This is a genomic window from Erwinia pyrifoliae DSM 12163, from assembly GCF_000026985.1.
Taxonomy (GTDB): Bacteria; Pseudomonadota; Gammaproteobacteria; order Enterobacterales; family Enterobacteriaceae; genus Erwinia; species Erwinia pyrifoliae.
On sequence record NC_017390.1, the window covers coordinates 777579 to 800446 of the forward strand.

The window sequence follows — 22868 nt, forward strand, 5'->3', positions numbered from 1 at the left end:
CTGCTGTCTGCGATGGTAACGCCTGGCTCACCAGGCGTTACCTAAATATTGCACCCACCCTTATGTAAACTCCAAGCAGCGGGAATTTGCGGTGGACGATCAATGGTCATCTCAGCGCTTTTTTTTCAGTTTTGCAGCCGCGATCACAACCGGTCCCTGGCCAGACATTTTGTCCATTTTTCCCCTAATTTTTTCCGCCTACACCTCATTCTATCTGATTGAAAATTAGCATATAAATCAGGTTTGCTTTGCTTGAAAAATAAACAGCTGCCGCGCAGCGCATTAAATGCAAAAACGCATATACTTAAAGAACGCCAACAGGCGTATTTATTGTGGAGGGCTTATCATGCGCCCTGGCAATCCCGGCCGGCTGGGAAAGGTTGGGCTGGCAATCCTGCTTGCATTATCTCTGGCTGCTTGCAGCGGCGGCGGCGGTAGTCGTTCAGGCGATACGGCAAAACACACTACGGCAGCAAGTGCCGGCAGTGGCAGTGGATCAAACGGCAGTGCATCAACCAGTGGTAACGGATCCGGCGGTGGTTCATCGGGCAGCGGCAGTGGTTCAGGCTCCGGTGGCTCCTCGGGTGGTGGTGCCTCATCGGGCAGCGGTGGTTCATCGGGCAGCGGCGGTGGTTCTGGCTCCGGTGTGCTGACCACCGGTACTATTCTTAACAGCGTGGGGGCTGCGGTCGGCAATGTGGGATCGCAGGTCAGCAGTATTTCTACCCAGACGCCGATTGGCAACCTGCCGGTTGGTGGCTCGGGCGTTGTCACATTACTTGACAGCGCAGGACATGCCGTGACTGCTGTCGGCAGCGGCATACAAAATGGTGTGGGTCAGTTAGGTAGCAATCCTAATGCTATTGGCGTTACCGCCGCAGGGGTTCCTACAGGGGTGGCTATACTGGGAACCGGTATCAGCGGGCTGGGAAATTCACTGTCCGGTACCACGGCTAACACGCCGCTTGGTGGCGTCACGGGCACCGGTGGCAATCTGGTCAGTTCGGTCGGTGGGCTGGTGACCTCTACCGGCAACGGCCTGGCGCAGAGCCTGCAAACGGGTCCTGCATCCGGTGTGACCACGGCCGCAACTGGCCTGGTCACGCCGATAGTGGGCCAGGTACAGGGCGTGACTCAGGGCGTGGGTGGCGCAACCGGTTTGGGCGCGCCTGTCAGCGGTTTACTTAACAGTGTGGGTAACGTTGTGACCGGCGTCGGAACGCAAATCAGTACCACGACACCGGCTTTAAACGGTCTGGGTCAGGCCGAGCAGAATACCGGGATAGCGGTTTCTCAAACCGGTGGACTTGTTACCCCAGCGGGTAGCAGCCCCTCCGGCGGACTGCTCAGCGGTGGCCTGTCACTCAGTGGAGCAGGGGCAGGAGCAGGAGCGGCTGCGGTGAGTGGGCCACTGGGTAGCGTCGCAACTGCGGTGGCAGGATCGGCTGCGGTGAGCGGGTCACTGGGTGGTATCGTCACTACGCCTGCGGGCGCGGCTTCACCTGGCGGTTTACCGCTGATTGGTAATACGGTGAGCGGCTTAACATCTGGAGTGAATTCAGGGTTAATCGCCCCGCACCACTAACAACGGAATGTCTTTATATGCCCCCTGTTTACAGGGGGCCTTTTGCCCGGAACGGGCTGATGGAGACAATTATTTTGAAAATAAAACCAAGCGTTGTTGTTTTTATCACCATCGTCAGTGGCCAAAGCTCGGGCGAAATGCTGCCAACGCTGATTGACCCCAATAATCCCACCCGGCAGTCCAGAGATGTGCCCGGCCCCGAACCCGCGCGCTCGCCAGCACCGACAGGATCGCTTCCTGAATTAGCCGCACCGCCGCCAGCGATGACGTTGCAAACCCTGGTCACCTTTGATCGTATCCACTTTATTGGCGGAACGCGATATCCACTGGCCACCCTGACAGAGCCATTTAGCGCGCTGGTGGGGAAAAAGGTTCCCCTGCAGACGTTACTGGCCGCCACCGACAGCATTACTCAACGCTATCATCGCGATGGTTATCCTCTCTCCTATGCGTATATTCCTGCCGATAATTTCCACCAGGGGGTGCTTAACATTGGTCTGGTGGAAGGGTATGTCGCTAACAGCCAGATACGCAGCGATAACCAGCAGATTGGCCGTTGGCTGGGCGCTCTGTCGCAGCGGATTATGGCAGAGAAACCATTAACTCAGGACACTTTCGATCGCTACAGCATGCTGATGGCGAGGACGCCGGATACCAAAGTGAAGGCAACGGCTAAAAATCCCGAAAATATTTATGGCGCGACCGTTTTGGATGTCGATGCGCAGCGTACCCATAACTGGAATGTAATTAACACCCTGGATATGCGCAAAAAGCAAAGTCTGGACCTGGTGAGTGCCACACTCAGCGGATTAACGCCTTACGGTGAGCAATTGGGCGTGGCTACCATCATCCCGTTGAATAACCAGACCCGTGAATCGTATCTCGGGCTGAACTACCAGCAGTTCCTGGGCGACGATGGTCTGCAACTGCAGGTCAAAGGCAGTTATCTCAACCAAAACCCCAGGGATTTCACCACATTATTGACGCAGGCCAACGGCGTGAATATTAATGCGCGTGAGAAAGAGGTGCTGTACAACGCCGGGGTGGGGCTGAACTATCCGCTATTACTCACGGCTAAGCAACAGTGGAGCCTGGGTGGCGAGCTGGACTATGTTCATAAGCGCTATGACTATACGCTACAGGCCGAGCAGGGCGGGCAGACGGTGAGTCTGCCCGCTATCAACCAGCACCTTCGTTATCCGGCAGCAGAGCTTAACCTGTCCGGCAGTCGTCAGTATCAGCAGGCCAGCTGGAATACGCGCTTCAGCGTGCGCCAGGGGATAGACGGTCTGGGTGCCAGCAATACTACCGGCCCCGGGGACCTCTCCTTTACCCGCTGGCGCTTCAATGGTGATGCTGCATGGGTATTTAATCAAAAATGGCGTCTGAGTAGCGCCGTAGAGGGGGACTGGTCTGACAGCTCCTTGCCGGAGCCGGAACGCCTCACCTTTGGCGCTTTCCATTTTGGCCGTGGCTATCCCGATTCAGGTGCTACGGGTGATTACGGTATGGGCGGCCAGGTCGAGATGCGTTATCTCCACGATCGCAGTACGGGGGACTGGGTTAAAACCATTCAGCCTTATGTGATGATCGATGCTGCCCACACCGCTTTTCATCAGTCGGGGCTGGCCAGCCAGAAGCTGGCCTCGTATGGGGCCGGGGTAACGTTTGGTGATAACCGGCACTACGCCCTGTCGCTGGAAGCGGCACGTCCGATTGCCGATGTGCCGATTGACAGTAGCAAGCGCGACTGGCGTTTCAGCGCGACCTTCACTTACAACTTTAACAGCGGTACCTGATCCCGCCCCTCGAAAAAGGATGCAGCTCCAGTCGTTGGGCTGCGCCGGGCTGAGAGAAAAGACCGATCCTGACTGGCAGGATCGGCAGGCGCGCTTAGTAAACCATCACCACTTTGCCGCGCATATGCCCCTCCAGCACCAGGCGGTGCGCTTCAGACAGCGTGTCCACGCTCAGACCGTTCAGGGTCTTACTGAGCGATGTGGTTATTTTACCTTCATCCAGCAGCTGTGCCGTGGCGTTGAGAATATCCCCCTGGCGGGCGATATCCGGGGTAGTAAACATGCTGCGGGTATACATAAATTCAAAGTGAAGCGCAGCGCTTTTCAGTTTCAGCTGCTCCATATCCAGCGGCCCGGCGTTTTCCACGATGGTGCAGATCTGGCCCTGCGGCGCAATCAGCTGGCTCATGGCCGGCCAGTGACCGTCGGTATCGTTCAGACAGAAAATGTAGTCAACCTGCTTCAGGCCATGCTTCTCCAGCTCACCCGGCATGTCATGATAGTTGATCACCAGGTCAGCGCCGCGATCGAGACACCACTGGACTGAATCCGGGCGTGAGGCGGTGGCGATCACTTTCACCTTGCTGTGCAGTTTGGCGAACGGAATAGCCAGCGATCCTACGCCGCCAGCCCCGCCGACGATCAGCAGCGTTTTACCTTCACCCTCACTATCGATGTGCAGGCGGTCAAACAGCCCCTCCCATGCGGTCAGCGCGGTCAGTGGGATGGCTGCCGCCTGTGCCCAGTCGAGGGTTTTCGGCTTGTGGCCGGTGATGCGCGCATCAATCAGCTGATGCGTGGCGTTACTGCCGGGGCGGGTGATATCACCGGCGTAGAAAACCTCATCGCCGACGTTAAAACCACTGACCTTGCTTCCTGTCGCCAGCACCACGCCGCTGGCGTCCCAGCCGAGTACGCGCGGCTGTTGCAAACCGTTTTTCTGTGCGCCTTTATGCACCTTGGTATCGACCGGATTGACCGAAGCGGCTTTCACTTCCACCAACAGATCGTATTCGTTGGGAGTCAGCTGCGGCTGCCGGATTTCAATAAAATGCTGTGGATTTTCCGGGCTAATAGCAATGGCTTTGTGCGTCATAATGCGTCTCCTTAATAAGTTGATATTCAGTCCAGGCAACAATCGGGGTGATGATAAGATGGACAATAGCGTACTCAGTGTTCGTAAAGGATGAACAATCGTGTTTAAACAGTTACAGGATATGGCTCTGTTTGCTTTGGTCGCCGGGTGCGGCAGCTTCACGGCGGCGGCTGTGCGTGCGGGGCTACCCAAGTCCAGCGTCAGCCAGCGCATCAGCCAGCTGGAGCAGGCGCTGGGGATACGGCTGATCAACCGCACCACGCGCCAGCTCAACCTGACTTTTGCCGGTGAGCGTTATCTGGTGCACTGTCAGGAGATGTTGCAGGCCAGTGAAAGGGCCGGAGTGGTGATTGAACGGCTGCGTGATAATCCTAGCGGGCGTTTACGTATCACATCCCCAGCCGGTATTGGTGCCACCCTGCTGGCGCGGGTTAACACCGCTTTTCAGCATAAATACCCGGATGTGACGCTGGAAGTTTCTATTTCTGATGAGATGTGCAATCTGGTGCAGAGCCGGTTTGATGTGGCGCTGCGCACTGGTCGGCCTCAGGATTCCTCGCTGATTGGTCGGCGCATTGGCTACTGCCAGCGGCTGCTGGTGGCATCGCCGGATTATCTTGCGGATTATCCGGCGCTCGCTCATCCCCGCCAGCTGTCGGATCATCGCTGCATTGCCCATCGCGCCTGGAATGAATGGCTGTTGAAGCGCAACGAAGAGTATTACCGCTGGCTGCTGCCGCCCACCCATATGACGGATAATCTGGTCTATGCGCGTGAGTGTGCGCTTTCTTCGGGCGGGATCACCCTGTTGCCGCGCTTTTTAAGCGGTGAAAAGCTGGTGCAGGTGCTGCCAGAGTGGGAAGTGGAGGGCAATGAGTTATGGCTGGTTTATCCAGGCCGCAAGCTGAACTCACCCGCGCTGTCGCGCTTTGTTGATTTCGCCATGCGGTCAGAAATATTGCGCGATTTTTATCGTTAAGGGCCGACCCGGTCAGATCGACCCTTTAACAACCATAGCGACCTTCAGAAGGCCGCTGCTGGCATTACTTGATCATACGTTTGTACTTGATGCGCTTCGGCTCCAGCGCATCCGCGCCCAGGGTGCGCTTCTTGTACTCTTCGTATTCGGTGAAGTTACCTTCGAAGAACGCGATCTTGCCCTCATCCTGGTAATCCAGAATATGGGTGGCAATGCGGTCAAGGAACCAGCGGTCATGCGAGATGACCATCGCGCAGCCTGGGAACTCCAGCAGGGCATTTTCCAGCGCGCGCAGGGTTTCGATATCAAGGTCGTTGGTCGGTTCATCCAGCAGCAGCACGTTGCCACCCACCTGCAGCAGCTTGGCCAGGTGCAGACGACCGCGCTCGCCGCCGGACAGTTCGCCCACGCGCTTGCCCTGGTCGACCCCTTTAAAGTTAAAGCGACCTACGTAGGCACGGCTCGGCATTTCGGTATTGCCGATGCGCATGATGTCCTGACCGCCGGAGACCTCTTCCCATACGGTTTTGCTGTTATCCATGGTGTCGCGGAACTGATCGACCGACGCCAGCTTAACGGTATCTCCCAGTACGATGCTGCCGGAATCAGGCTGTTCCTGGCCGGACATCATGCGGAACAGGGTGGATTTACCCGCGCCGTTCGGGCCGATGATGCCAACAATCGCGCCCTTAGGTACTGAGAAGGTGAGATCGTCAATCAGCAGTCGGTCGCCGTAGGATTTACGCAGATTGCTGACTTCCAGCACTTTATCACCCAGGCGCGCGCCCGGTGGGATAAACAGTTCGTTGGTTTCGTTACGCTTCTGGTAGTCGGTGTTATTCAGCTCTTCAAAGCGCGCCAGACGGGCTTTGCCTTTTGACTGACGGCCTTTTGCCCCCTGGCGCACCCACTCCAGCTCTTTCTCTATTGATTTACGACGAGCGGCTTCGGAAGAGGCTTCCTGCGCCAGACGTGCATCTTTCTGCTCCAGCCACGAAGAGTAGTTCCCTTCCCACGGAATACCCTCGCCGCGATCCAGCTCCAGAATCCAGCCGGCGACGTTATCAAGGAAGTAACGGTCGTGGGTAATCGCCACTACGGTGCCTTCGAAGTCGTGCAGGAAGCGCTCCAGCCAGGCCACGGATTCTGCATCCAGGTGGTTGGTCGGTTCGTCGAGCAGCAGCATGTCCGGCTTTTCCAGCAGCAGACGACACAGGGCTACGCGACGGCGCTCACCCCCGGACAGATTGGCGATCTTCGCATCCCAGTCCGGCAGACGTAGCGCATCGGCAGCACGCTCCAGCTGAGTATTGAGGTTATGGCCATCGTGCGCCTGGATAATCTCTTCCAGCACGCCTTGCTCCTTCGCCAGCTTGTCGAAGTCAGCATCTTCTGCCGCGTACAGGGCGTACACTTCATCAAGGCGCTTCAGCGCGCCAACCACTTCAGCAACCGCTTCTTCCACCGATTCGCGCACGGTGTGTTCCAGATTCAGCTGGGGTTCCTGTGGCAGGTAGCCGATTTTAATTCCCGGCTGTGGGCGGGCTTCCCCTTCGATATCTTTATCGATACCGGCCATAATGCGCAGCAGGGTGGATTTACCCGCACCGTTCAGACCCAGAACGCCGATTTTGGCTCCTGGGAAGAAGCTGAGGGAGATGTTCTTTAAAATATGACGCTTCGGCGGGACGACTTTGCCCACGCGGTGCATGCTATAAACGAATTGAGCCACGTTAGTTTGAGCCTCTGGTTAACGGGTTGCTGAGGTTGCCTGACCTTCTTATGGGGCATTTTTCCAGGCCGGGTGTTTCAAGAGCTGGCTGGTGATGCCCCATTTGCGTCGCAATAAATTCCGCGCCAGCTGCGGCTGATAAACGCCAGCACGCAAAGATGTGGCGCAAAGGCCAGACATTACGCTGCGAATTTTAGCGTTTTTTCGCGCGTTATCCCAGCTGTTGCTGACTGAGCGAATAGTATAGCAATCGTCGACTACCCGATGCGAATGAATCCCCGCAGGTAAAACCGGCATAATGTTGTCATTGCGGATAGATTATTTTATGGCAGGGAAGGGGGCGGAATTTCCTTGCTGACGGGGCTGGGATGATATTTGCGATGGTGAGTAATTCGCGAAGCAGCACTGCGTTTTCTGAATGGGAGGATGATGTTGATGTGTGGCCAGGAACAAGAACCCGGCGTGGTGACCGGGTGATGAATATAGGTTTTACAGGTTCTCAACAACCTGGATCACATCTGATTCGAGCGAAGTAATTTGTGCCTTATTAGCCTGTGTGGCCATGCCATATATGGTATAGCTTTTGTGTTGGAGCTTGCTCAACGGGCAGCCTTCATGATTTATAATCGCTGCTAAGGTGTTGCCATCTTTAACATTCTTCACTCTTTCTGCAAGAGCATCCGGAGTAAAAAGATTTGCATGACTTTTTAGCAGATCATCTGTAATCCTGCGAATTTCTTCAGCGTGTGATTTGAACGCTTTAGCCGCATCGCTTTCATTTGTGCGGGATCTGTTTTGAACGAATAGATGAAGTTTCGGTAACTCTATCTTGTTTTGCTTCGCTTCTTTGTTGAAATCAAGGAACATCTCATCCTGTTCTGAATTATCAATGGAAACGCCAAATATCAGTTTTACAAGGTTTTTTATGCCGCGAATCGATGCAGCGTCAGCTGTACAAGGGATAATAATTCTGTTTGAGGCAACAACGCCAAGCTCCGTATAGCTGGCAAAACTCGGATTGCAGTCAATGAAAAAGGTTTTTGGCCTGTCCGGAATGCTTTTGTCTGCTTCAAAAGAAGCGATCAGATCGATCAGCAAAGAGCGGCTTTTTTTCCACGCTTCTTTTACTGGCGAAGACCCAATGTGAGAAATTAATCTTGAGCAAATATCCAGATCCACATCTCCAGGGAGCAGATATAAGTTATCAGGCATTTTTGCATTCACTGAATCGGCTTTGACAAAGTAAGTTGACTCGTTTCCCATGCGACTTAACGGCGAGTTGCTGAATCTTTCTTTGATATATCCGGCAATGGTGGTATTTCTGTCACGAAGCGCGTTTAAGTTCTCCTCGCCAACACCATTTCCGCCTAAAATTATTTCAGATACGTTGGACTGTGGGCAGGCGTCAATCACAACAACGTCTTCATGCGGATGTATGATGGCATACTCAATGGCGAGATTGTAGGTCAGAAAGGTCTTACCAACGCCACCTTTATTGTTCCAAACTAAATATTTTTTATTTATTTCAGCCATTTGTATTTGCTCAATTGTATCTGAAGATGTCATGTCGTCCATTATCATACTCCAAAAATTCTGTTCTCTGAATTTTTTTAAAAGATCTTGAGTTTTATAGGAAAATGATTATTCACCTTCGATAAAAGCAATTACCTGCGACGTTTCGCGAATCCATCGGTGAAAACCACTGTGCAGGTTTTTTTTGGTTTTTGGGGAGCCTGTGGCTGAGGGCGCGACCATCCAGGCGGCTGATATGTTGTTTGTCATATCGTGCCGGGAAGCAATGGCCTGGTAGAAGATTACCTGAGCACCAGGCCATTAAGGGCATCAAGTATCTTTAAAACATAGCTGCCGAATACACAGGCGCAGAGTGCAAACCCGATACTGACAACGGCGGCGGAAGATTTAAGCGCGGATTTAACCGCACTGATGCCGGTTTCAATTTTAATGAGTCTGGAATCCATTGCCTTAACATCTGATTTAATTTCAGCAGCATCATGCCTGATATAATCGACATCGGTTGCAAGTTGAGACACTTTAATATCGATTTCATCATCCCTGCCGCCGCCAATACCATAGCCTGCTAATTCACCGTAACCCTCCTCTTGTCCAGGCCGTGATTCTTGTGATCCGCCAGGCATTTCAGATAGTTTTAGTCTGTTCATCATCTTTTCCTTGATTTAAGTGAAAAAGCTTCCCGTCTGTTAATGATTTTCTGTCGTTTTTCAGCCAGCTCGTGCTGAGGCAGGTCGCTTTCTGAGCTTAGAGACGAGTCTACAAAACTTTCCGGCAGGCTGTCAGGTCTCAGAATGGATCGCTGCGAGCAGCATCATAATAAAGATGCGTAGTTTCATCAGATTTCATTCGTAGCGTGGTGCGGTTACCGCAATCGGCAGTTCTTCAGGCGGTTGCGCATCGCTAATCAGCAGATCAAAAGCGCTAAGGCCGGCAATGCGTGCCGGCAGCACCTGGCCAAACTTGCTGCTGTCGGCGACCAAAAATTTCTGCCGTGAGCGCTGTAGCGCCAGATGCTTGAGCGGCAGCTCGTTGAGGTTATAGCAACTGGCTCCCTGACGTCGGCTAACCCCGGCGGCAAAGATAAAGGCTATGTCCGGGCACAGGCTGTCCATCAGCGACGGCTGCGACAGCGCCGTAAACTCTGGCGCTATCCGGCCAGCCGGCGATATTAATATTGTCTTTTTACCGCAAAAAGGAGCGCTAAATAGCGGTAGCGAGGCTGGGTCTGTTGCAAGCCAGCCAGCAGCGGCTCCAGCCGGGGATGCTGCTGATAATCATGCCGCCAGCCCTATAACGTAAACCCGGTGATCAAAGCCATAGGATGAATTCCGTCCGGTATACAAGATGAGATGCAACAGAGCAAAGGTTTCGCCATTTCTTATCTGGCTATCGTTAACCCATTTTGAAATGACGGTTGGCATATTGCACAACCGTTACGTGCTGCCTGAGCAACGACAGGTAGGTAAATGCGCAGATACAGTAAATATTTGTTGTGCTCATGGCAGGAAGGGCCGCTCCTGGTTAGCATAATGGAAGTTCATTCAGTGGTTCAGGGCAAAACGAGGCGGTAACGTGAAGAAAGTCATGGCAGACAAGTGGCAGTGGTGGATAGCAGCGGCCTGTTTAACGGTGGTCGCCGGCAGCGTGCGGGCAGACTCACTCGATGAACAGCGTTCCCGCTATCTGCAAATTAAGCAGGCGTGGGATAACAAACAGATGGACACCGTGAATCAGCTGATGCCCTCGCTGCGTGATTACCCGTTGTATCCCTATCTTGAGTATCGCCAGCTGGCGCAAAACCTTGACCAGGAAACCGGGCTGGCGGTGAATGCGTTTATCAAACGCTACCCGACGCTGCCGCCGGTGGCTTCGCTTCCCGCGCGCTTTGTTAACCAGCTGGCGGCGCGTGAAGACTGGCGCGGGCTGTTGGTGTTCAGCCCACAGCCGCCTAAGCCGGTCGCCGCGCGCTGTAACTGGTACTATGCAAAATGGTCCACCGGGCAACCTCAGGTTGCCTGGGGAGGGGCTAAAGACATCTGGCTGACGGGGAGTACACTACCTGCCGCCTGTGACAAACTGTTCAGCGCCTGGCAGCAGGCAGGGCAGCAAAATCCGATCACCACCCTTGAGCGCATTCGCCTGGCGATGAAAGCCGGTAACACCAGCCTGGTCAACGCCCTTGCGAAGCAGCTTCCCGAGGATTACCAGACCATTGCTAATGCGGTACTGGCTCTGCAAAATAATCCGCAGACGGTGGCGTCGTTTGCCGCCACGGTCGGGCCGACTGACTTTACCCGCCAGGCCAGCACGATTGCGTTTGCCAGCCTGGCGCGCAGCGATGCGGAGCAGGCGCGGCAGCTGATACCGCGCCTGGTACAACTGCAAAAACTGGACGAGCAGCAGACGCAGGCGCTGAAAGAGGCGGTGGCCTGGCGTCTGATGAGCAATGATATCACCAGCGAGCAGGCGCGCTGGCGCGATGATGTGGTGATGCGCAGCGACTCCACCACGCTGGTTGAGCGGCGGGTACGCATGGCGTTAGGCAACAATGACCGCCACGGCATGAATACCTGGATTGCCCGCCTGCCGGTTGAAGCCAAAGAGAAAGATGAGTGGCAGTACTGGCAGGCCGATCTGCTGCTTGAGCAGGGGCGCAAAGAAGAAGCCGATAGCATCCTGCGCAAGCTGATGCAACAGCGCGGTTTCTATCCGATGGTGGCGGCTCAAAAGCTGGGCGTGGATTACCCGTTGCAGGTGGATAAAGCTCCGGCGCCAGACGGCAGCCTGACGCAAGGCACGGAAATTGCCCGCGTGCGTGAACTGATGTACTGGGGCATGGATAACCTGGCGCGCAGCGAGTGGAGCTATCTGATCTCCAGCCGTACCACTGCCCAGCAGCAGATGTTGGCCAGCTACGCCCTGTCACAAAACTGGTGGGACTTGAGCGTGCAGGCCACGATTACCGGCAAACTGTGGAACAGCCTGCAGGAGCGCTTCCCGCTGGCGTGGCAGCCGCAGTTCACGCGCTATATCAGCGGCAAGGCGACACCGGTCAGCTACGCGATGGCGATTGCCCGCCAGGAGAGCGCCTGGAATCCGAAAGCGCGCTCGCCGGTCGGAGCCTCCGGACTGATGCAGGTGATGCCAGCCACCGCCCAGCATACCGTCAGCAAATTTAATATGCCGGGTTACAGCAACAGCAGCCAGCTGCTGGATGCAGAAACCAACATTCAGATTGGCACGCAGTACCTGGAGTCGGTCTATCAGCAGTTCGGTGAGAACCGTATCTTTGCCTCGGCGGCGTATAACGCCGGGCCGTCCCGGGTGCGCACCTGGCAGGGCAACAGCGCGGGGAAACTGGACGTAGTGGCCTTTATCGAAACCATTCCGTTCTCTGAAACCCGGGGCTATGTGAAAAACGTGCTGGCCTACGATGCCTATTACCGCCACTTCCTGAACCAGTCGGATAAGCTTTTTGCCGATAATGAATGGCAGCAACGCTACTGATTGGCCGCCGCCTGCTGGCGGCTTCAAGTCAGCAGGTTATGATGGTATGCTGTTGTACTAGTTAAATAGTATGGCAGCTCACCATTATGACCGACTACTCATCCGTTCCCGTTACCGCCGATGCGCCAGATAAAGACTGGCTACGCTTTGTCACACTGTTGCAGCGTGCATGCCAGAGCGATCTACAGCTGCCGTTGCTGCAACTGATGCTGACCCCGGATGAGCGTGAGGCACTGGGTACGCGACTGCGCATTGTCGAAGAGCTTATGTGCGGTGAAATGAGCCAGCGCGAACTGAAGATTGAACTCGGGGCGGGGATAGCGACCATCACACGCGGTTCTAACAGCCTTAAAAGCGCGCCCCCGGCGTTGAAAGCCTGGCTGGAGGCGCAGCTGTTAACGGATTCAGATAAGGCCTGAATCCTCATCATCTGCCTTGCGCTGATAGATGTCGTTATGGAAAGGGCAGAGCGCGAGGATCAGTGCCTGATGGTATACGCTTGAGCGCGTCAGGTGACCAGCGGTAAAAGCGCCGATAGCGCCGCCTTTGTGCTTGATATTATCAATGCCGGTCAGGCGTGCCATCTCATCACCCAGTTCGCGCCCCTGATGGATGCCTTTCATCACGATGGCGGGCAGTGTAAAGCTGGCAGAACGCGACTCGCCGCGCAGTTTTTGATTTTCCACCACCATCCACGCGAAGGCAGTATCATCTTCAATACCGGCTTCGATCGCCACCCAAAAGTCAGCTTCCGGTCTGACCTGGCGCGCGTTCATGACGCGCTGACGTGCGCCAGTTCTCGTTTCCGTGTTGGAAATTGGCTGCGCAGCAACGCCGCTGTCGACCTCGACACCCTCAATATGGCAGGATCCTGCTCCGAAGATATCGCTGAACGCCTGAGAAATTGCCTTAATTTTGGCTGGATTGATGGTAGCAGCGACAACGTGGTACATAATTGTTTGAACCCTCTACGCGAATTTGTCGCAGTATAACGGAAAAATGCATGTTACAGGTCTATCTTGTTCGCCACGGAGAAACGCTATGGAATGCGGCGCGTCGCATTCAGGGGCAGTCAGACAGCGCGCTGACTGAGAAAGGAGAGCAGCAGGCTTATCAGGTGGGGCTGCGGGTGAAAAACCTCGGCATTACCCATGTGATCGCCAGCGATCTGGGCCGTACCCGCCGTACCGCCGAGATAATTGCCGATGCTTGCGGCTGCTCAGTGGTCGTCGACCCTCGTCTGCGCGAGCTGAATATGGGCGTGCTGGAGCAGCGTGAGCTGGACTCACTGAGTGCGCAAGAAGAGAGCTGGCGTAAAGCGCTGGTGGACGGTACGGAAAACGGCCGTATCCCCCAGGGCGAGTCGATGAGCGAAATGGCTCAGCGTATGCGTCAGGCGCTGGATGCCTGCCTGTCGCTGCCAGAAGGCAGCCTCCCGCTGATTGTCAGCCACGGCATGGCGCTGGGCGTGCTGTTAAGTACCATCCTCGGCCTGCCGGCCAATGCCGAACGCCGTTTGCGTTTGCGCAATTGCTCAATTTCCCGCGTCGACCATCAGCAAAGCCCGTGGCTGGCCTCTGGCTGGGTGGTGGAAACGGCGGGTGATGTTGCTCATCTTGATGATACGGCGCTCGACGAGCTGCAGCGCTGACTGTTGTACAACAGAAAGGGCAGCGCATATCGGCACACTGACTGTGGTGGTAAGTGATGCGGTATGATTGAATTAACAGTGAGTTGGAGTGATATGCGGCATCATTATTTTGATGATTAAAGGTGCTTTTTAGGATCCTGGCTTTGATGTCGCACGGCAGTGATATCTACCCCGTGCGTCGCCCGGCGAAAGTCAATTTTGTGGCGTCCGCTGAGGAAGGCGCGCGGTCCTGGGCGAACATCATCACGCGGCGTTCCCAGATGTGGATTCTTCCCCCGATATCTCCATGCTGGTTTGCAGCTGACGCATGTACTCTTCTTCCTTATCAGGGTCTCGCTCGTTTTGCGTATCAAGGGATATTTTATTCATATGGCGTATTGCCGGGCGGGTTAACTTATACGTCATGGATGACACGCTTTTACCGCAGTTTGCTGAAATGCTCAGAGCCATCCACCAGATTACCGTCCTTGATGTCGTTGTCTGCTTCATCAACTATTTCGCGCAGGCAAGCCATTTTCATCGCTTCCATTCCTGCGTAATCCTCAGCGGAAACGACGACCACAGAGCGTTTACCGTTCCTGGTGATAACAACCGGTTCGCGCTGCGCTTTGACGAGCACATCACCAAACTGAATTTTGGCCTCGCTGGCCGCGAAGCTATACATGAGGATCGCCTTATATTGATTAAACAGGTACGATTTGACTCATTCGTACCTATTTCAGTACAGCCGTGGAAAGAGCGCCTGTGCTTACACTGTCAGGTGGGGCTGTCAGCCAGCTTCTGGCTGACGCCGGATAGGGATTAAATACTCGCAGTGAATATCGGTCGGAGGCTCAGGGCGCTTTTTACCGCCATGGGTATAGAAGCGCTCGATATCCTGCCCCTTACGCCGGGTGAGTTTTAATGTTGGCATGCAGGTACCGTAGACTTGCAAAACAAATTCTTGCAGCCCGCTGCGTGGCCCTTTATAGGTAAACTGCACATAGTCACCAGCTTCCAGCAGCACCCTGTGCGTGGCGTGCAACTGGCTGGACATTTGGTCAGATAACACCGCAGTGGTATAGAAGATCTCCTGCTCATCATCTTTCTCATTGCTGGGGCGTGCCTCGTGCAGGCCGTACAGTATCGGTGGAACCGTGTCCGTTTCGGTCAAAAACTGACGCCAGAACTGCAGGCGCATTTCATCGCGGAAAGTGGAAATCTGTTCCAGCGCACAGCTATAGCTTTGGGCCGATCCAACCAGTACGGTTTCTGGCAAAGTAATCCAGGCCGGCTCCGGCATTACATAGTTGCCAAAGCGGATCGGCGGGCGCAGGCCAAACGCAATCCAGTCGGATGAGCGTCGATACCAGGCGGGCGTTTGGGAAAACTGTTTTTTAAAGGCGCGGGTGAAGGTTTGTTGCGAATCAAAACGGTACTGCAGCGCGATGTCCAGGATAGGGCGGCTGGTCAAACGTAAAGCCACGGCTGCTTTAGACAGGCGACGGGCGCGAATATACGCGCCAATGGCATGACCGGTGACGTCTTTAAACATTCTTTGTAAATGCCATTTTGAGTAGCCTGCCTTTGCTGCGACGTTATCAAGTGATAACGGTTGATCAAGGTGGCTCTCCAGCCAGACAAGCAAATCTCGAATGATACCGGCTTGGTCCATATATCGTCCTCATGTGACTCGGTTTTGATGCAATAAGAGCAAAGACAATGAATACTAGCACTTATTGTCAAAGCAAAATATCACGTTTTTTTGCGAAAAAACGCGCTGTCCACCGCCATCAGCCACGATGTGTTAAAAGTATTTAACCGAGCTTTATTTATGGGGTATCTTACAATGTCATCTATTTTCATTGAAATGGTAACGTCATGACAATTCAAAAAGTGTTAGTAGTCACTTCAACTTTGCTATTCTCAACGGTGTTGCAGGCGGAGCAGGTTGGCTCGGTAGATACCGTATTCAAGATACTTGGTCCTGACCACAAGATTGTGGTTGAAGCCTTCGATGACCCGGACGTGAAGAATGTCACCTGCTATCTCAGCCGGGCGAAAACCGGTGGTATCAAAGGGGGGCTGGGCCTGGCGGAAGATACAGCGGATGCTGCCATCTCCTGCCAGCAGGTTGGCCCGGTGGAACTTAGCGACAAGATTGCCCAAGGTAAAGCAGAAGGGGATGTGGTGTTCCGTCAGCGTACCTCGCTGGTGTTTAAGAAACTACAGGTCGTGCGCTTCTATGATAAGAATCGCAATGCCCTGATTTACCTCAGTTATTCTGATAAGGTAGTGGATGGTTCACCAAAAAATGCGCTTAGCGCCGTGCCGATTATGCCGTGGAGTAAATAACCTGGCGGGATAGCCCGGCTTTAAGACTGTGGGAAAATGAAAACGATGGGACGAACCGGTAAAAGGCGTCCGTCCCGACATATTTAGTCCTGTAGTTCGCCACAGAAACGGTAACCTTCGCCGTGAATTGTGGCGATGATTTCCGGCGTATCAGGGGTAGATTCAAAGTGTTTACGGATGCGACGAATGGTCACATCAACGGTACGATCATGTGGCTTCAGCTCACGACCGGTCATTTTCTTTAACAGGTCAGCACGGGTCTGGATCTTGCCCGGATTCTCACAGAAATGCAGCATGGCGCGAAATTCGCTGCGGGGCAATTTGAACTGTTCGCCCTGCGGGCTGACCAGCGAACGGCTGTTAATATCCAGTTCCCAGTCGTTAAAGCGATAGCTTTCCACCAGCTTTCGCTCTTCGCTGACCGCAGCCAGGTTCATGGTGCGCGAAAGCAGGTTGCGTGCACGGATGGTAAGCTCGCGTGGGTTAAACGGCTTGGTGATATAGTCATCAGCACCAATTTCCAGCCCGAGAATTTTGTCGACTTCGTTATCACGGCCTGTCAAGAACATCAGGGCGACGTTTGCCTGCTCACGCAGTTCACGCGCCAGCAACAGGCCATTTTTGCCTGGCAGGTTGATGTCCATGATCACCAGATTGACGTCGTTCTCGGTCAAAATCCGGTGCATTTCAGCGCCATCCGTAGCTTCATAAACCATGTAGCCTTCGGCTTCAAAAATACTTTTGAGCGTGTTACGAGTGACTAATTCGTCTTCAACGATAAGTATGTGCGGGGTCTGCATGTGTTCGCTACCTAAAATTGCCAACAAAATCGAAACAGGACATACGGCTGTTGCCCTGGCAAGGGCCTGGTGTTAAAAGCCAGAAAATAACAACAGCAGTACAGAATTATGTTATTGGTACGGCGTCCCTGTACCTTCCACAACAGCCTGGCGTCCAATTTGGAGGTCACAGCGTTGCTTTTTGCGTCCGTTTATCCAGGTAACAGATCCGGGTTAGCGCCAGATGATGCCGGGACTTGCCGTTGCAGCGGCGATATGGGGGTCGCGCAGCGATCAAGACAGATCCAGCCCATAGCGGAAGTGTCTTAACGGTCTTATGCTAACTGCTTTAACGGCCACACAGCAGGTACAATTACAATCGTGATGCGGTAAATTAACGTCTGATTGACTTGCATCAAACTAATTGTAGCACGTTAACACTTTAGTGAAAAATGCTTACCAAGAGGCTGGTTTAGCTGACAAACATGGAAAAATATTAACGCGTGAACATTGTTCGTTAACCCACATTTTACATTGCTTTTTAATGAAGTTTAACTGATTGATAGGATAGGTTTTATTTATCAATAAGGCTTCTTTTGCTTAAGACCTAACTAAAACCAGACGTGTCATCCGATTGAGCGGGTTTGCGTTGACAGATGAAGCCGGTACTCAGGTTGCCAGCGCTCGCCGTTTTCATGCCGATGAGCATCGTGGCAAGATAAGCGGCGTTATGTTGTTCAGGTAAGGTGGCCATGCGTTTCCCTCTGCGCCGCTTGCGACATGGCATAGAAAAAATGGACAGATAGAAATTCTGATAAATAAGTGAGAATTAGCTATTTTTACGGCTTTATTACAGAAAAGTAACACAACAAATTGGCCGGATGGCAAAATATAGCCTGCCATCGTTGTTGCTACTTCTGGCCCTGTTTGATAAAAAAATTGACTTAGCCGGGACTTTGCTTTACTTCTGAAGGCCGACAGATTTTACAGACAAACTATAAATTTCAAATGCGTAATGACAGCCTGATTATCACAATCATTATTACCACCACCCTTACCACAGGTAACGGTGCGGGCTGACGCATACAGGATAAATCNAAAAAAAAGCCCGCACCTGACCAGTGCGGGCNTTTTTTTTCGGCAAAATTCAGGAGAGTTTAAACATGCGAGTGCTGAAATTCGGTGGAACCTCGGTAGCCAATGCGGAACGTTTTCTGCGTGTGGCTGACATTTTGGAAAGCAATGCACAACAGGGACAGGTTGCTACCGTGTTGTCCGCGCCAGCAAAAATTACCAACCATCTGGTGGCGATGATTGAGAAAACCATTAGCGGCCAGGATGCCTCAGCGAATATCAGCGATGCCGAGCGTATTTTCGCCGGGCTGTTGCAGGGGCTGACCGACGCCCAGCCGGGATTTGCTTATGACCGTCTGAAAGCGGTGGTGGACCAGGAATTTGTCCAGCTCAAACAGGTGCTGCATGGTATTGCGCTGCTGGGGCAGTGCCCGGACAGCGTCAATGCGGCCATTATCTGCCGGGGTGAAAAGCTCTCTATCGCCATTATGGAAGGTGTGTTGCAGGCGCGCGGCCACGGGGTTAGCGTTATAAACCCGGTCGAACAGCTGTTGGCCATCGGTCATTATCTGGAATCGACCGTTGATATTGCCGAGTCCACCCGCCGCATTGCTGCACGACAGATCCCGCCCGATGATATGGTGCTGATGGCCGGCTTCACCGCCGGTAATGAGCGTGGGGAGCTGGTGGTGCTGGGACGCAACGGCTCTGATTACTCTGCGGCGGTGCTGGCTGCCTGTCTGCGTGCCGACTGTTGCGAAATCTGGACCGATGTTGACGGCGTGTACACCTGTGACCCGCGTCAGGTACCGGATGCACGGCTGCTGAAGTCGATGTCCTATCAGGAAGCGATGGAGCTTTCCTATTTCGGTGCTAAAGTTCTTCACCCACGCACTATCGCCCCTATCGCCCAGTTTCAGATCCCCTGCCTGATCAAAAATACCGGCAATCCGCAGGCACCCGGCACCCTGATAGGCGGTAACGGCAGCGATGATGACAACCCGGTTAAAGGCATCACTAACCTCAACAATATGGCGATGTTCAACGTCTCCGGCCCGGGGATGAAGGGCATGGTCGGCATGGCGGCACGCGTTTTTGCCGCCATGTCACGCAGTGGGGTTTCAGTGGTGCTGATCACCCAATCCTCCTCTGAATACAGCATCAGCTTCTGTGTATCGCAGAGCGATTTGCCGCGTGCGCGCCGGGTGCTGGAAGAAGAGTTCTATCTGGAACTGAAAAACGGCCTGTTGGAACCTCTGGATGTGATGGAACAGCTGGCGGTAATTTCAGTGGTGGGTGACGGTATGCGCACGCTGCGCGGCATCTCCGCCAAGTTCTTTTCAGCCCTGGCGCGGGCCAATATCAATATCGTTGCAATCGCTCAAGGCTCGTCCGAGCGTTCCATCTCGGTGGTGGTAGATAACTCTCAGGCGATTACCGGCGTGCGCGTGGTTCATCAGATGCTGTTTGCCACCGACCAGGTGATAGAAGTCTTCGTGATCGGCGTTGGCGGCGTGGGTGCCGCGTTGATCGACCAGCTGCATCGCCAGCAAAAATGGTTGAAAAATAAGCATATCGATCTGCGCGTCTGTGGCATTGCCAACTCGCGAGCGCTGCTGACTAACGTTCACGGTATTCCGCTGGATAACTGGCAGGAACAGCTTAAGTCCGCGCAGAAACCGTTTGACCTCGGCCGCCTGAATCACCTGGTGCAAGAGTATCACCTGCTCAATCCGGTGATTGTCGACTGTACTTCCAACCAGCAGGTGGCGGATCGGTACGCCGATTTCCTCGCCGACGGTTTTCATGTGGTGACGCCGAACAAAAAGGCCAATACTTCATCGTACAATTACTACCAGCAGTTGCGTGCGGCAGCGGCAAAATCGCGCCGCAAATTCCTGTACGATACCAACGTCGGTGCCGGTCTGCCGGTTATCGAGAACCTGCAAAACCTGCTGAATGCAGGGGATGAGCTGATCAGTTTCTCCGGTATCCTTTCCGGCTCCCTGTCGTTTATTTTCGGCAAGCTGGATGAAGGCGTTTCGCTGTCTGATGCTACCCAAATGGCGCGTGAAATGGGCTTCACCGAGCCGGATCCGCGAGACGATCTGTCCGGTATGGACGTGGCGCGTAAGCTATTGATCCTCGCGCGTGAAGCCGGTTATCAGCTGGAGCTGAGCGATATTGACATTGAAGCGGTGCTGCCGCCAGAGCTTACCGCCATTGCCGACGTTGACGAGTTTATGGCGCGTTTGCCGGAGCTGGACGATGGCTTTGCCGCTCAGGTGTCCAGTGCCCGTGACGCGGGTAAAGTGTTACGTTTTGTTGGTGCGATTGAGGAAGACGGGGCGTGTAGGGTTAAAATCGCTGCCGTTGACGGTAACGATCCGCTGTATAAAGTCAAAAATGGTGAAAATGCGCTGGCGTTCTACAGCCGTTATTACCAGCCTATCCCTCTGGTGCTGCGTGGTTACGGTGCCGGTAATGATGTCACTGCGGCGGGCGTGTTTGCCGATCTGTTACGTACTCTGTCGTGGAAGTTGGGAGTTTAATCATGGTTAAAATTTATGCCCCTGCCTCAATTGGCAATGTCAGCGTCGGTTTCGACGTGCTCGGGGCTGCGGTGTCGCCGGTTGATGGCACCCTGCTGGGCGACTGTGTCAGCGTGGAAGCCGCCGCAGAGTTCAGTCTGCGCAATGAAGGTCGTTTTGTCAGTAAGCTACCTGCCGATCCGAAAGACAACATTGTTTACCAGTGCTGGGATCGTTTCTGTAGCGCCATTGGCCAGCAGGTTCCGGTCGCTATCACGCTGGAAAAAAATATGCCGATTGGCTCCGGCCTTGGCTCCAGCGCCTGTTCGGTGGTTGCCGGGCTGATGGCGATGAACGAATTTTGCAATAAACCATTGAATGATAACGAGCTGCTGGTATTAATGGGCGAGCTGGAAGGGCGCGTCTCCGGCAGCGTTCACTTTGACAACGTGGCACCCTGTTTTCTCGGCGGTATGCAGCTGATGCTGGAAGAGAACGGCATTATCAGCCAGCCGGTGCCGGGCTTTGATGACTGGCTGTGGGTTATGGCCTATCCGGGTATCAAGGTTTCGACGGCACAAGCGCGTGCCATCCTGCCCGCACAGTACCGCAAAGAAGATATTATTCGCCACGGTCGCTATCTCGGCGGCTTTATTCACGCCTGTCATACGCAGCAGCCGCTGCTGGCCGCGAAGCTGATGCAGGATGTGATTGCTGAACCTTATCGCACCAAACTGTTACCGGGCTTTGCACAGGCTCGCCAGGCAGCCACTGATATTGGCGCGCTGGGCTGCGGTATCTCTGGCTCCGGGCCGACGCTGTTTGCCGTCTGTAATCAGCCGGATACCGCAAAACGTATGGCAGACTGGCTCAGCCAGAACTATCTGCAAAATGATGAAGGCTTCGTTCATATCTGCCGTTTAGACACGGCAGGCGCACGTAAACTGGGATAACGTATGAAACTGTATAATCTTAAGGATCACAACGAGCAGGTGAGCTTCGCCCAGGCGGTGAAGCAGGGGCTGGGCAAACAGCAGGGCCTGTTCTTTCCTCTGGAGTTACCTGAGTTTGAACTGACTGAAATTGATGACATGCTGGAAATGGATTTCGTGACCCGTAGCAGTAAAATTCTTTCGGCGTTTATCGGTGATGAAATTCCTCCGCATCAGCTGAATGAGCGTTTGAAAACGGCGTTTACCTTCCCGGCACCGGTGGTGGAAGTCACTGATAATATCGCCGCGCTGGAGCTGTTCCACGGCCCGACGCTGGCGTTTAAAGACTTTGGCGGCCGCTTTATGGCGCAGATGCTCTCTTATGTCAGCGATGCGGACGAGCAGATCACTATTCTGACTGCGACTTCAGGCGATACCGGAGCCGCCGTTGCTCATGCTTTCTACGGCATGGAAAACGTGCGCGTGGTGATCCTTTATCCACAGGGCAAGATCAGCCCGCTACAGGAAAAACTGTTCTGTACCCTCGGTGGCAATATCGAGACCATCGCCATTGACGGCGATTTCGATGTTTGCCAGTCGCTGGTTAAACAGGCGTTTGACGATGAAGCGCTGAAAAAGGCCATTGGCCTGAATTCGGCGAACTCGATTAATATCAGCCGCCTGCTGGCGCAGATCTGCTACTACTTTGAAGCCGTGGCGCAGCTGCCGCAGGAAAAACGTAATCAGCTGGTGATTTCGGTGCCGAGCGGTAACTTTGGCGACCTGACGGCTGGCCTGCTGGCGAAGTCTCTCGGCCTGCCGGTGAAGCGTTTTATCGCTGCCACCAACGCCAATGACACCGTACCGCGCTTCCTGGCCAACGGCGAGTGGACGCCCAACGCCACCGTGGCCACGCTGTCAAACGCGATGGACGTCAGCCAGCCGAACAACTGGCCGCGCGTTGAAGAGCTGTTCCGGCGTAAAACCTGGCGCTTAACGGATCTCGGCTATGGTGCGGTCGACGATGAGACCACCAAAGCGGCCATGCGTGAGCTGGCCGATCTCGGTTACCTTTCCGAGCCACATGCGGCTATCGCCTGGCGCCTGCTGCATGAGGGATTACAGGAAGGGGAGTTTGGTCTGTTCCTCTGCACCGCGCACCCGGCGAAATTTAAAGAGAGCGTGGAAGAGATCCTGCAACGCACCCTGCCGCTGCCGGATGCACTGGCCGAGCGTGCCGAGCTGCCGTTGCTGTCTCACCGCATGAAAGCGGAATTTGCCGACCTGCGTGCGTTCCTGCTGAAGAAGTAATCTGCCGTCAGGGCTGGCCGCTGCA

At 54.2% G+C, this 22868-nt stretch carries 21 protein-coding genes, 1 pseudogene and 1 other annotated feature; of the genes and pseudogenes, 11 read left to right on the plus strand and 11 right to left on the minus strand.

Features of this window, described 5'->3' with window-relative positions:
• The first annotated feature begins 346 nt into the window (after window positions 1–346).
• Both EPYR_RS03485 and EPYR_RS03490 read left to right on the plus strand, forming a co-directional pair.
• The gene (locus EPYR_RS03485; RefSeq protein ID WP_012667028.1) at window positions 347–1585 is read left to right on the plus strand and encodes a collagen-like triple helix repeat-containing protein; all 1239 of its coding nucleotides are present in this window, start codon (window positions 347–349) and stop codon (window positions 1583–1585) included.
• A 59-nt stretch (window positions 1586–1644) separates the two neighbouring features.
• Window positions 1645–3384 carry a ShlB/FhaC/HecB family hemolysin secretion/activation protein gene (locus EPYR_RS03490; protein WP_012667029.1) on the plus strand — a complete coding sequence of 580 codons (1740 nt, stop codon included), beginning with the start codon at window positions 1645–1647 and terminating at the stop codon, window positions 3382–3384.
• 94 nt (window positions 3385–3478) lie between these two features.
• Here EPYR_RS03490 and EPYR_RS03495 read toward each other — a convergent pair whose 3' ends face one another.
• The gene (locus tag EPYR_RS03495) at window positions 3479–4480 is read right to left on the minus strand and encodes a zinc-binding alcohol dehydrogenase family protein (protein WP_012667030.1); all 1002 of its coding nucleotides are present in this window, start codon (window positions 4478–4480) and stop codon (window positions 3479–3481) included.
• 97 nt (window positions 4481–4577) lie between these two features.
• Here EPYR_RS03495 and EPYR_RS03500 point away from each other — a divergent pair, with 97 nt between their 5' ends.
• Window positions 4578–5459, plus strand: a complete 882-nt coding sequence (locus EPYR_RS03500) for a LysR family transcriptional regulator (RefSeq protein WP_041473972.1) — start codon at window positions 4578–4580, stop codon at window positions 5457–5459.
• Window positions 5460–5523: 64 nt separating this feature from the next.
• Here EPYR_RS03500 and ettA read toward each other — a convergent pair whose 3' ends face one another.
• The 4 genes and pseudogenes from ettA to EPYR_RS03520 all read right to left on the minus strand — a co-directional run.
• On the minus strand, window positions 5524–7191 hold the full coding sequence (gene ettA, locus EPYR_RS03505; RefSeq protein WP_012667032.1) for an energy-dependent translational throttle protein EttA: 1668 nt from the start codon (window positions 7189–7191) through the stop codon (window positions 5524–5526).
• A gap of 489 nt (window positions 7192–7680) precedes the next feature.
• Window positions 7681–8766, minus strand: a complete 1086-nt coding sequence (locus EPYR_RS03510) for a ParA family protein (protein WP_012667034.1) — start codon at window positions 8764–8766, stop codon at window positions 7681–7683.
• Between the two features lie 239 nt (window positions 8767–9005).
• On the minus strand, window positions 9006–9374 hold the full coding sequence (locus EPYR_RS03515) for a hypothetical protein (protein ID WP_014538574.1): 369 nt from the start codon (window positions 9372–9374) through the stop codon (window positions 9006–9008).
• Window positions 9375–9566: 192 nt separating this feature from the next.
• Window positions 9567–9863: pseudogene (locus EPYR_RS03520) on the minus strand (DNA-binding transcriptional repressor DeoR); the annotation flags it as partial.
• Between the two features lie 445 nt (window positions 9864–10308).
• On the opposite strand from EPYR_RS03520, the gene sltY reads away from it, so the two are divergent.
• Both sltY and trpR read left to right on the plus strand, forming a co-directional pair.
• Complete coding sequence (gene sltY / locus EPYR_RS03525) at window positions 10309–12231, plus strand: murein transglycosylase (protein WP_014538578.1); 1923 nt, start codon at window positions 10309–10311, stop codon at window positions 12229–12231.
• 86 nt (window positions 12232–12317) lie between these two features.
• Window positions 12318–12650: a trp operon repressor gene (gene trpR / locus EPYR_RS03530; protein ID WP_014538579.1), complete on the plus strand. Its 333-nt coding sequence runs from the start codon at window positions 12318–12320 to the stop codon at window positions 12648–12650.
• On the opposite strand, the gene yjjX is transcribed toward trpR, so the two are convergent.
• Window positions 12636–13184 carry an inosine/xanthosine triphosphatase gene (gene yjjX / locus EPYR_RS03535; RefSeq protein ID WP_012667037.1) on the minus strand — a complete coding sequence of 183 codons (549 nt, stop codon included), beginning with the start codon at window positions 13182–13184 and terminating at the stop codon, window positions 12636–12638. The genes trpR and yjjX overlap by 15 nt on opposite strands.
• Window positions 13185–13234: 50 nt before the next feature.
• On the opposite strand from yjjX, the gene gpmB reads away from it, so the two are divergent.
• Window positions 13235–13882, plus strand: a complete 648-nt coding sequence (gene gpmB, locus EPYR_RS03540; RefSeq protein ID WP_012667038.1) for a 2,3-diphosphoglycerate-dependent phosphoglycerate mutase GpmB — start codon at window positions 13235–13237, stop codon at window positions 13880–13882.
• Window positions 13883–14125: 243 nt separating this feature from the next.
• On the opposite strand, the gene EPYR_RS20710 is transcribed toward gpmB, so the two are convergent.
• The 3 genes from EPYR_RS20710 to robA all read right to left on the minus strand — a co-directional run bounded on the left by EPYR_RS20710 (window position 14126) and on the right by robA (window position 15536).
• Window positions 14126–14287 (minus strand): hypothetical protein, encoded by a 162-nt coding sequence (locus EPYR_RS20710; RefSeq protein ID WP_167317652.1) that lies wholly within the window; start codon window positions 14285–14287, stop codon window positions 14126–14128.
• 13 nt (window positions 14288–14300) lie between these two features.
• Entirely contained in the window at window positions 14301–14546 is a 246-nt protein-coding gene (locus EPYR_RS03545) for a type II toxin-antitoxin system Phd/YefM family antitoxin (protein ID WP_012667039.1), read from the minus strand.
• A gap of 105 nt (window positions 14547–14651) precedes the next feature.
• A complete protein-coding gene (gene robA, locus EPYR_RS03550; RefSeq protein WP_012667040.1) occupies window positions 14652–15536 on the minus strand; it encodes an MDR efflux pump AcrAB transcriptional activator RobA in 885 nt (294 codons plus the stop codon).
• Window positions 15537–15742: 206 nt separating this feature from the next.
• Between robA and creA the strand changes: the two genes are divergently transcribed.
• A complete protein-coding gene (gene creA, locus EPYR_RS03555; RefSeq protein ID WP_012667041.1) occupies window positions 15743–16216 on the plus strand; it encodes a protein CreA in 474 nt (157 codons plus the stop codon).
• Window positions 16217–16299: 83 nt separating this feature from the next.
• Here creA and arcA read toward each other — a convergent pair whose 3' ends face one another.
• Both arcA and EPYR_RS20585 read right to left on the minus strand, forming a co-directional pair.
• A complete protein-coding gene (arcA, locus tag EPYR_RS03560) occupies window positions 16300–17016 on the minus strand; it encodes a two-component system response regulator ArcA (protein WP_012667042.1) in 717 nt (238 codons plus the stop codon).
• Window positions 17017–17602: 586 nt separating this feature from the next.
• Complete coding sequence (locus tag EPYR_RS20585) at window positions 17603–17749, minus strand: hypothetical protein (RefSeq protein WP_157861012.1); 147 nt, start codon at window positions 17747–17749, stop codon at window positions 17603–17605.
• 254 nt (window positions 17750–18003) lie between these two features.
• Between EPYR_RS20585 and thrL the strand changes: the two genes are divergently transcribed.
• From thrL to thrC, 4 genes are all read left to right on the plus strand, one after another.
• Window positions 18004–18075: a thr operon leader peptide gene (thrL, locus tag EPYR_RS21500; protein WP_071819565.1), complete on the plus strand. Its 72-nt coding sequence runs from the start codon at window positions 18004–18006 to the stop codon at window positions 18073–18075.
• Window positions 18011–18133 (plus strand) — a sequence feature (Thr leader region). (Overlaps the previous gene by 65 nt.)
• 25 nt (window positions 18134–18158) lie before the next feature.
• Window positions 18159–20621, plus strand: coding sequence for a bifunctional aspartate kinase/homoserine dehydrogenase I (thrA, locus tag EPYR_RS03565; protein ID WP_012667043.1), 2463 nt, complete (start codon window positions 18159–18161; stop codon window positions 20619–20621).
• Between the two features lie 2 nt (window positions 20622–20623).
• The gene (gene thrB, locus EPYR_RS03570; RefSeq protein ID WP_012667044.1) at window positions 20624–21553 is read left to right on the plus strand and encodes a homoserine kinase; all 930 of its coding nucleotides are present in this window, start codon (window positions 20624–20626) and stop codon (window positions 21551–21553) included.
• 3 nt (window positions 21554–21556) lie between these two features.
• Window positions 21557–22843, plus strand: coding sequence for a threonine synthase (gene thrC / locus EPYR_RS03575; protein ID WP_012667045.1), 1287 nt, complete (start codon window positions 21557–21559; stop codon window positions 22841–22843).
• Window positions 22844–22868 lie beyond the last annotated feature (25 nt).

Excerpts from the sequence above, each read along its gene's own strand:
- EPYR_RS03485 (WP_012667028.1), top strand. The coding sequence starts at position 347 with ATGCGCCCTGGCAATCCCGGCCGGCTGGGAAAGGTTGGGCTGGCAATC.
- EPYR_RS03490 (WP_012667029.1), top strand. The coding sequence starts at position 1,645 with ATGGAGACAATTATTTTGAAAATAAAACCAAGCGTTGTTGTTTTTATC.
- EPYR_RS03495 (WP_012667030.1), bottom strand. The coding sequence starts at position 4,480 with ATGACGCACAAAGCCATTGCTATTAGCCCGGAAAATCCACAGCATTTT.
- EPYR_RS03510 (WP_012667034.1), bottom strand. The coding sequence starts at position 8,766 with ATGGACGACATGACATCTTCAGATACAATTGAGCAAATACAAATGGCT.
- EPYR_RS03515 (WP_014538574.1), bottom strand. The coding sequence starts at position 9,374 with ATGATGAACAGACTAAAACTATCTGAAATGCCTGGCGGATCACAAGAA.
- sltY (WP_014538578.1), top strand. The coding sequence starts at position 10,309 with ATGGCAGACAAGTGGCAGTGGTGGATAGCAGCGGCCTGTTTAACGGTG.
- trpR (WP_014538579.1), top strand. The coding sequence starts at position 12,318 with ATGACCGACTACTCATCCGTTCCCGTTACCGCCGATGCGCCAGATAAA.
- yjjX (WP_012667037.1), bottom strand. The coding sequence starts at position 13,184 with ATGTACCACGTTGTCGCTGCTACCATCAATCCAGCCAAAATTAAGGCA.
- gpmB (WP_012667038.1), top strand. The coding sequence starts at position 13,235 with ATGTTACAGGTCTATCTTGTTCGCCACGGAGAAACGCTATGGAATGCG.
- EPYR_RS20710 (WP_167317652.1), bottom strand. The coding sequence starts at position 14,287 with ATGACGTATAAGTTAACCCGCCCGGCAATACGCCATATGAATAAAATA.
- EPYR_RS03545 (WP_012667039.1), bottom strand. The coding sequence starts at position 14,546 with ATGTATAGCTTCGCGGCCAGCGAGGCCAAAATTCAGTTTGGTGATGTG.
- robA (WP_012667040.1), bottom strand. The coding sequence starts at position 15,536 with ATGGACCAAGCCGGTATCATTCGAGATTTGCTTGTCTGGCTGGAGAGC.
- creA (WP_012667041.1), top strand. The coding sequence starts at position 15,743 with ATGACAATTCAAAAAGTGTTAGTAGTCACTTCAACTTTGCTATTCTCA.
- arcA (WP_012667042.1), bottom strand. The coding sequence starts at position 17,016 with ATGCAGACCCCGCACATACTTATCGTTGAAGACGAATTAGTCACTCGT.
- EPYR_RS20585 (WP_157861012.1), bottom strand. The coding sequence starts at position 17,749 with ATGGCCACCTTACCTGAACAACATAACGCCGCTTATCTTGCCACGATG.
- thrA (WP_012667043.1), top strand. The coding sequence starts at position 18,159 with ATGCGAGTGCTGAAATTCGGTGGAACCTCGGTAGCCAATGCGGAACGT.
- thrB (WP_012667044.1), top strand. The coding sequence starts at position 20,624 with ATGGTTAAAATTTATGCCCCTGCCTCAATTGGCAATGTCAGCGTCGGT.
- thrC (WP_012667045.1), top strand. The coding sequence starts at position 21,557 with ATGAAACTGTATAATCTTAAGGATCACAACGAGCAGGTGAGCTTCGCC.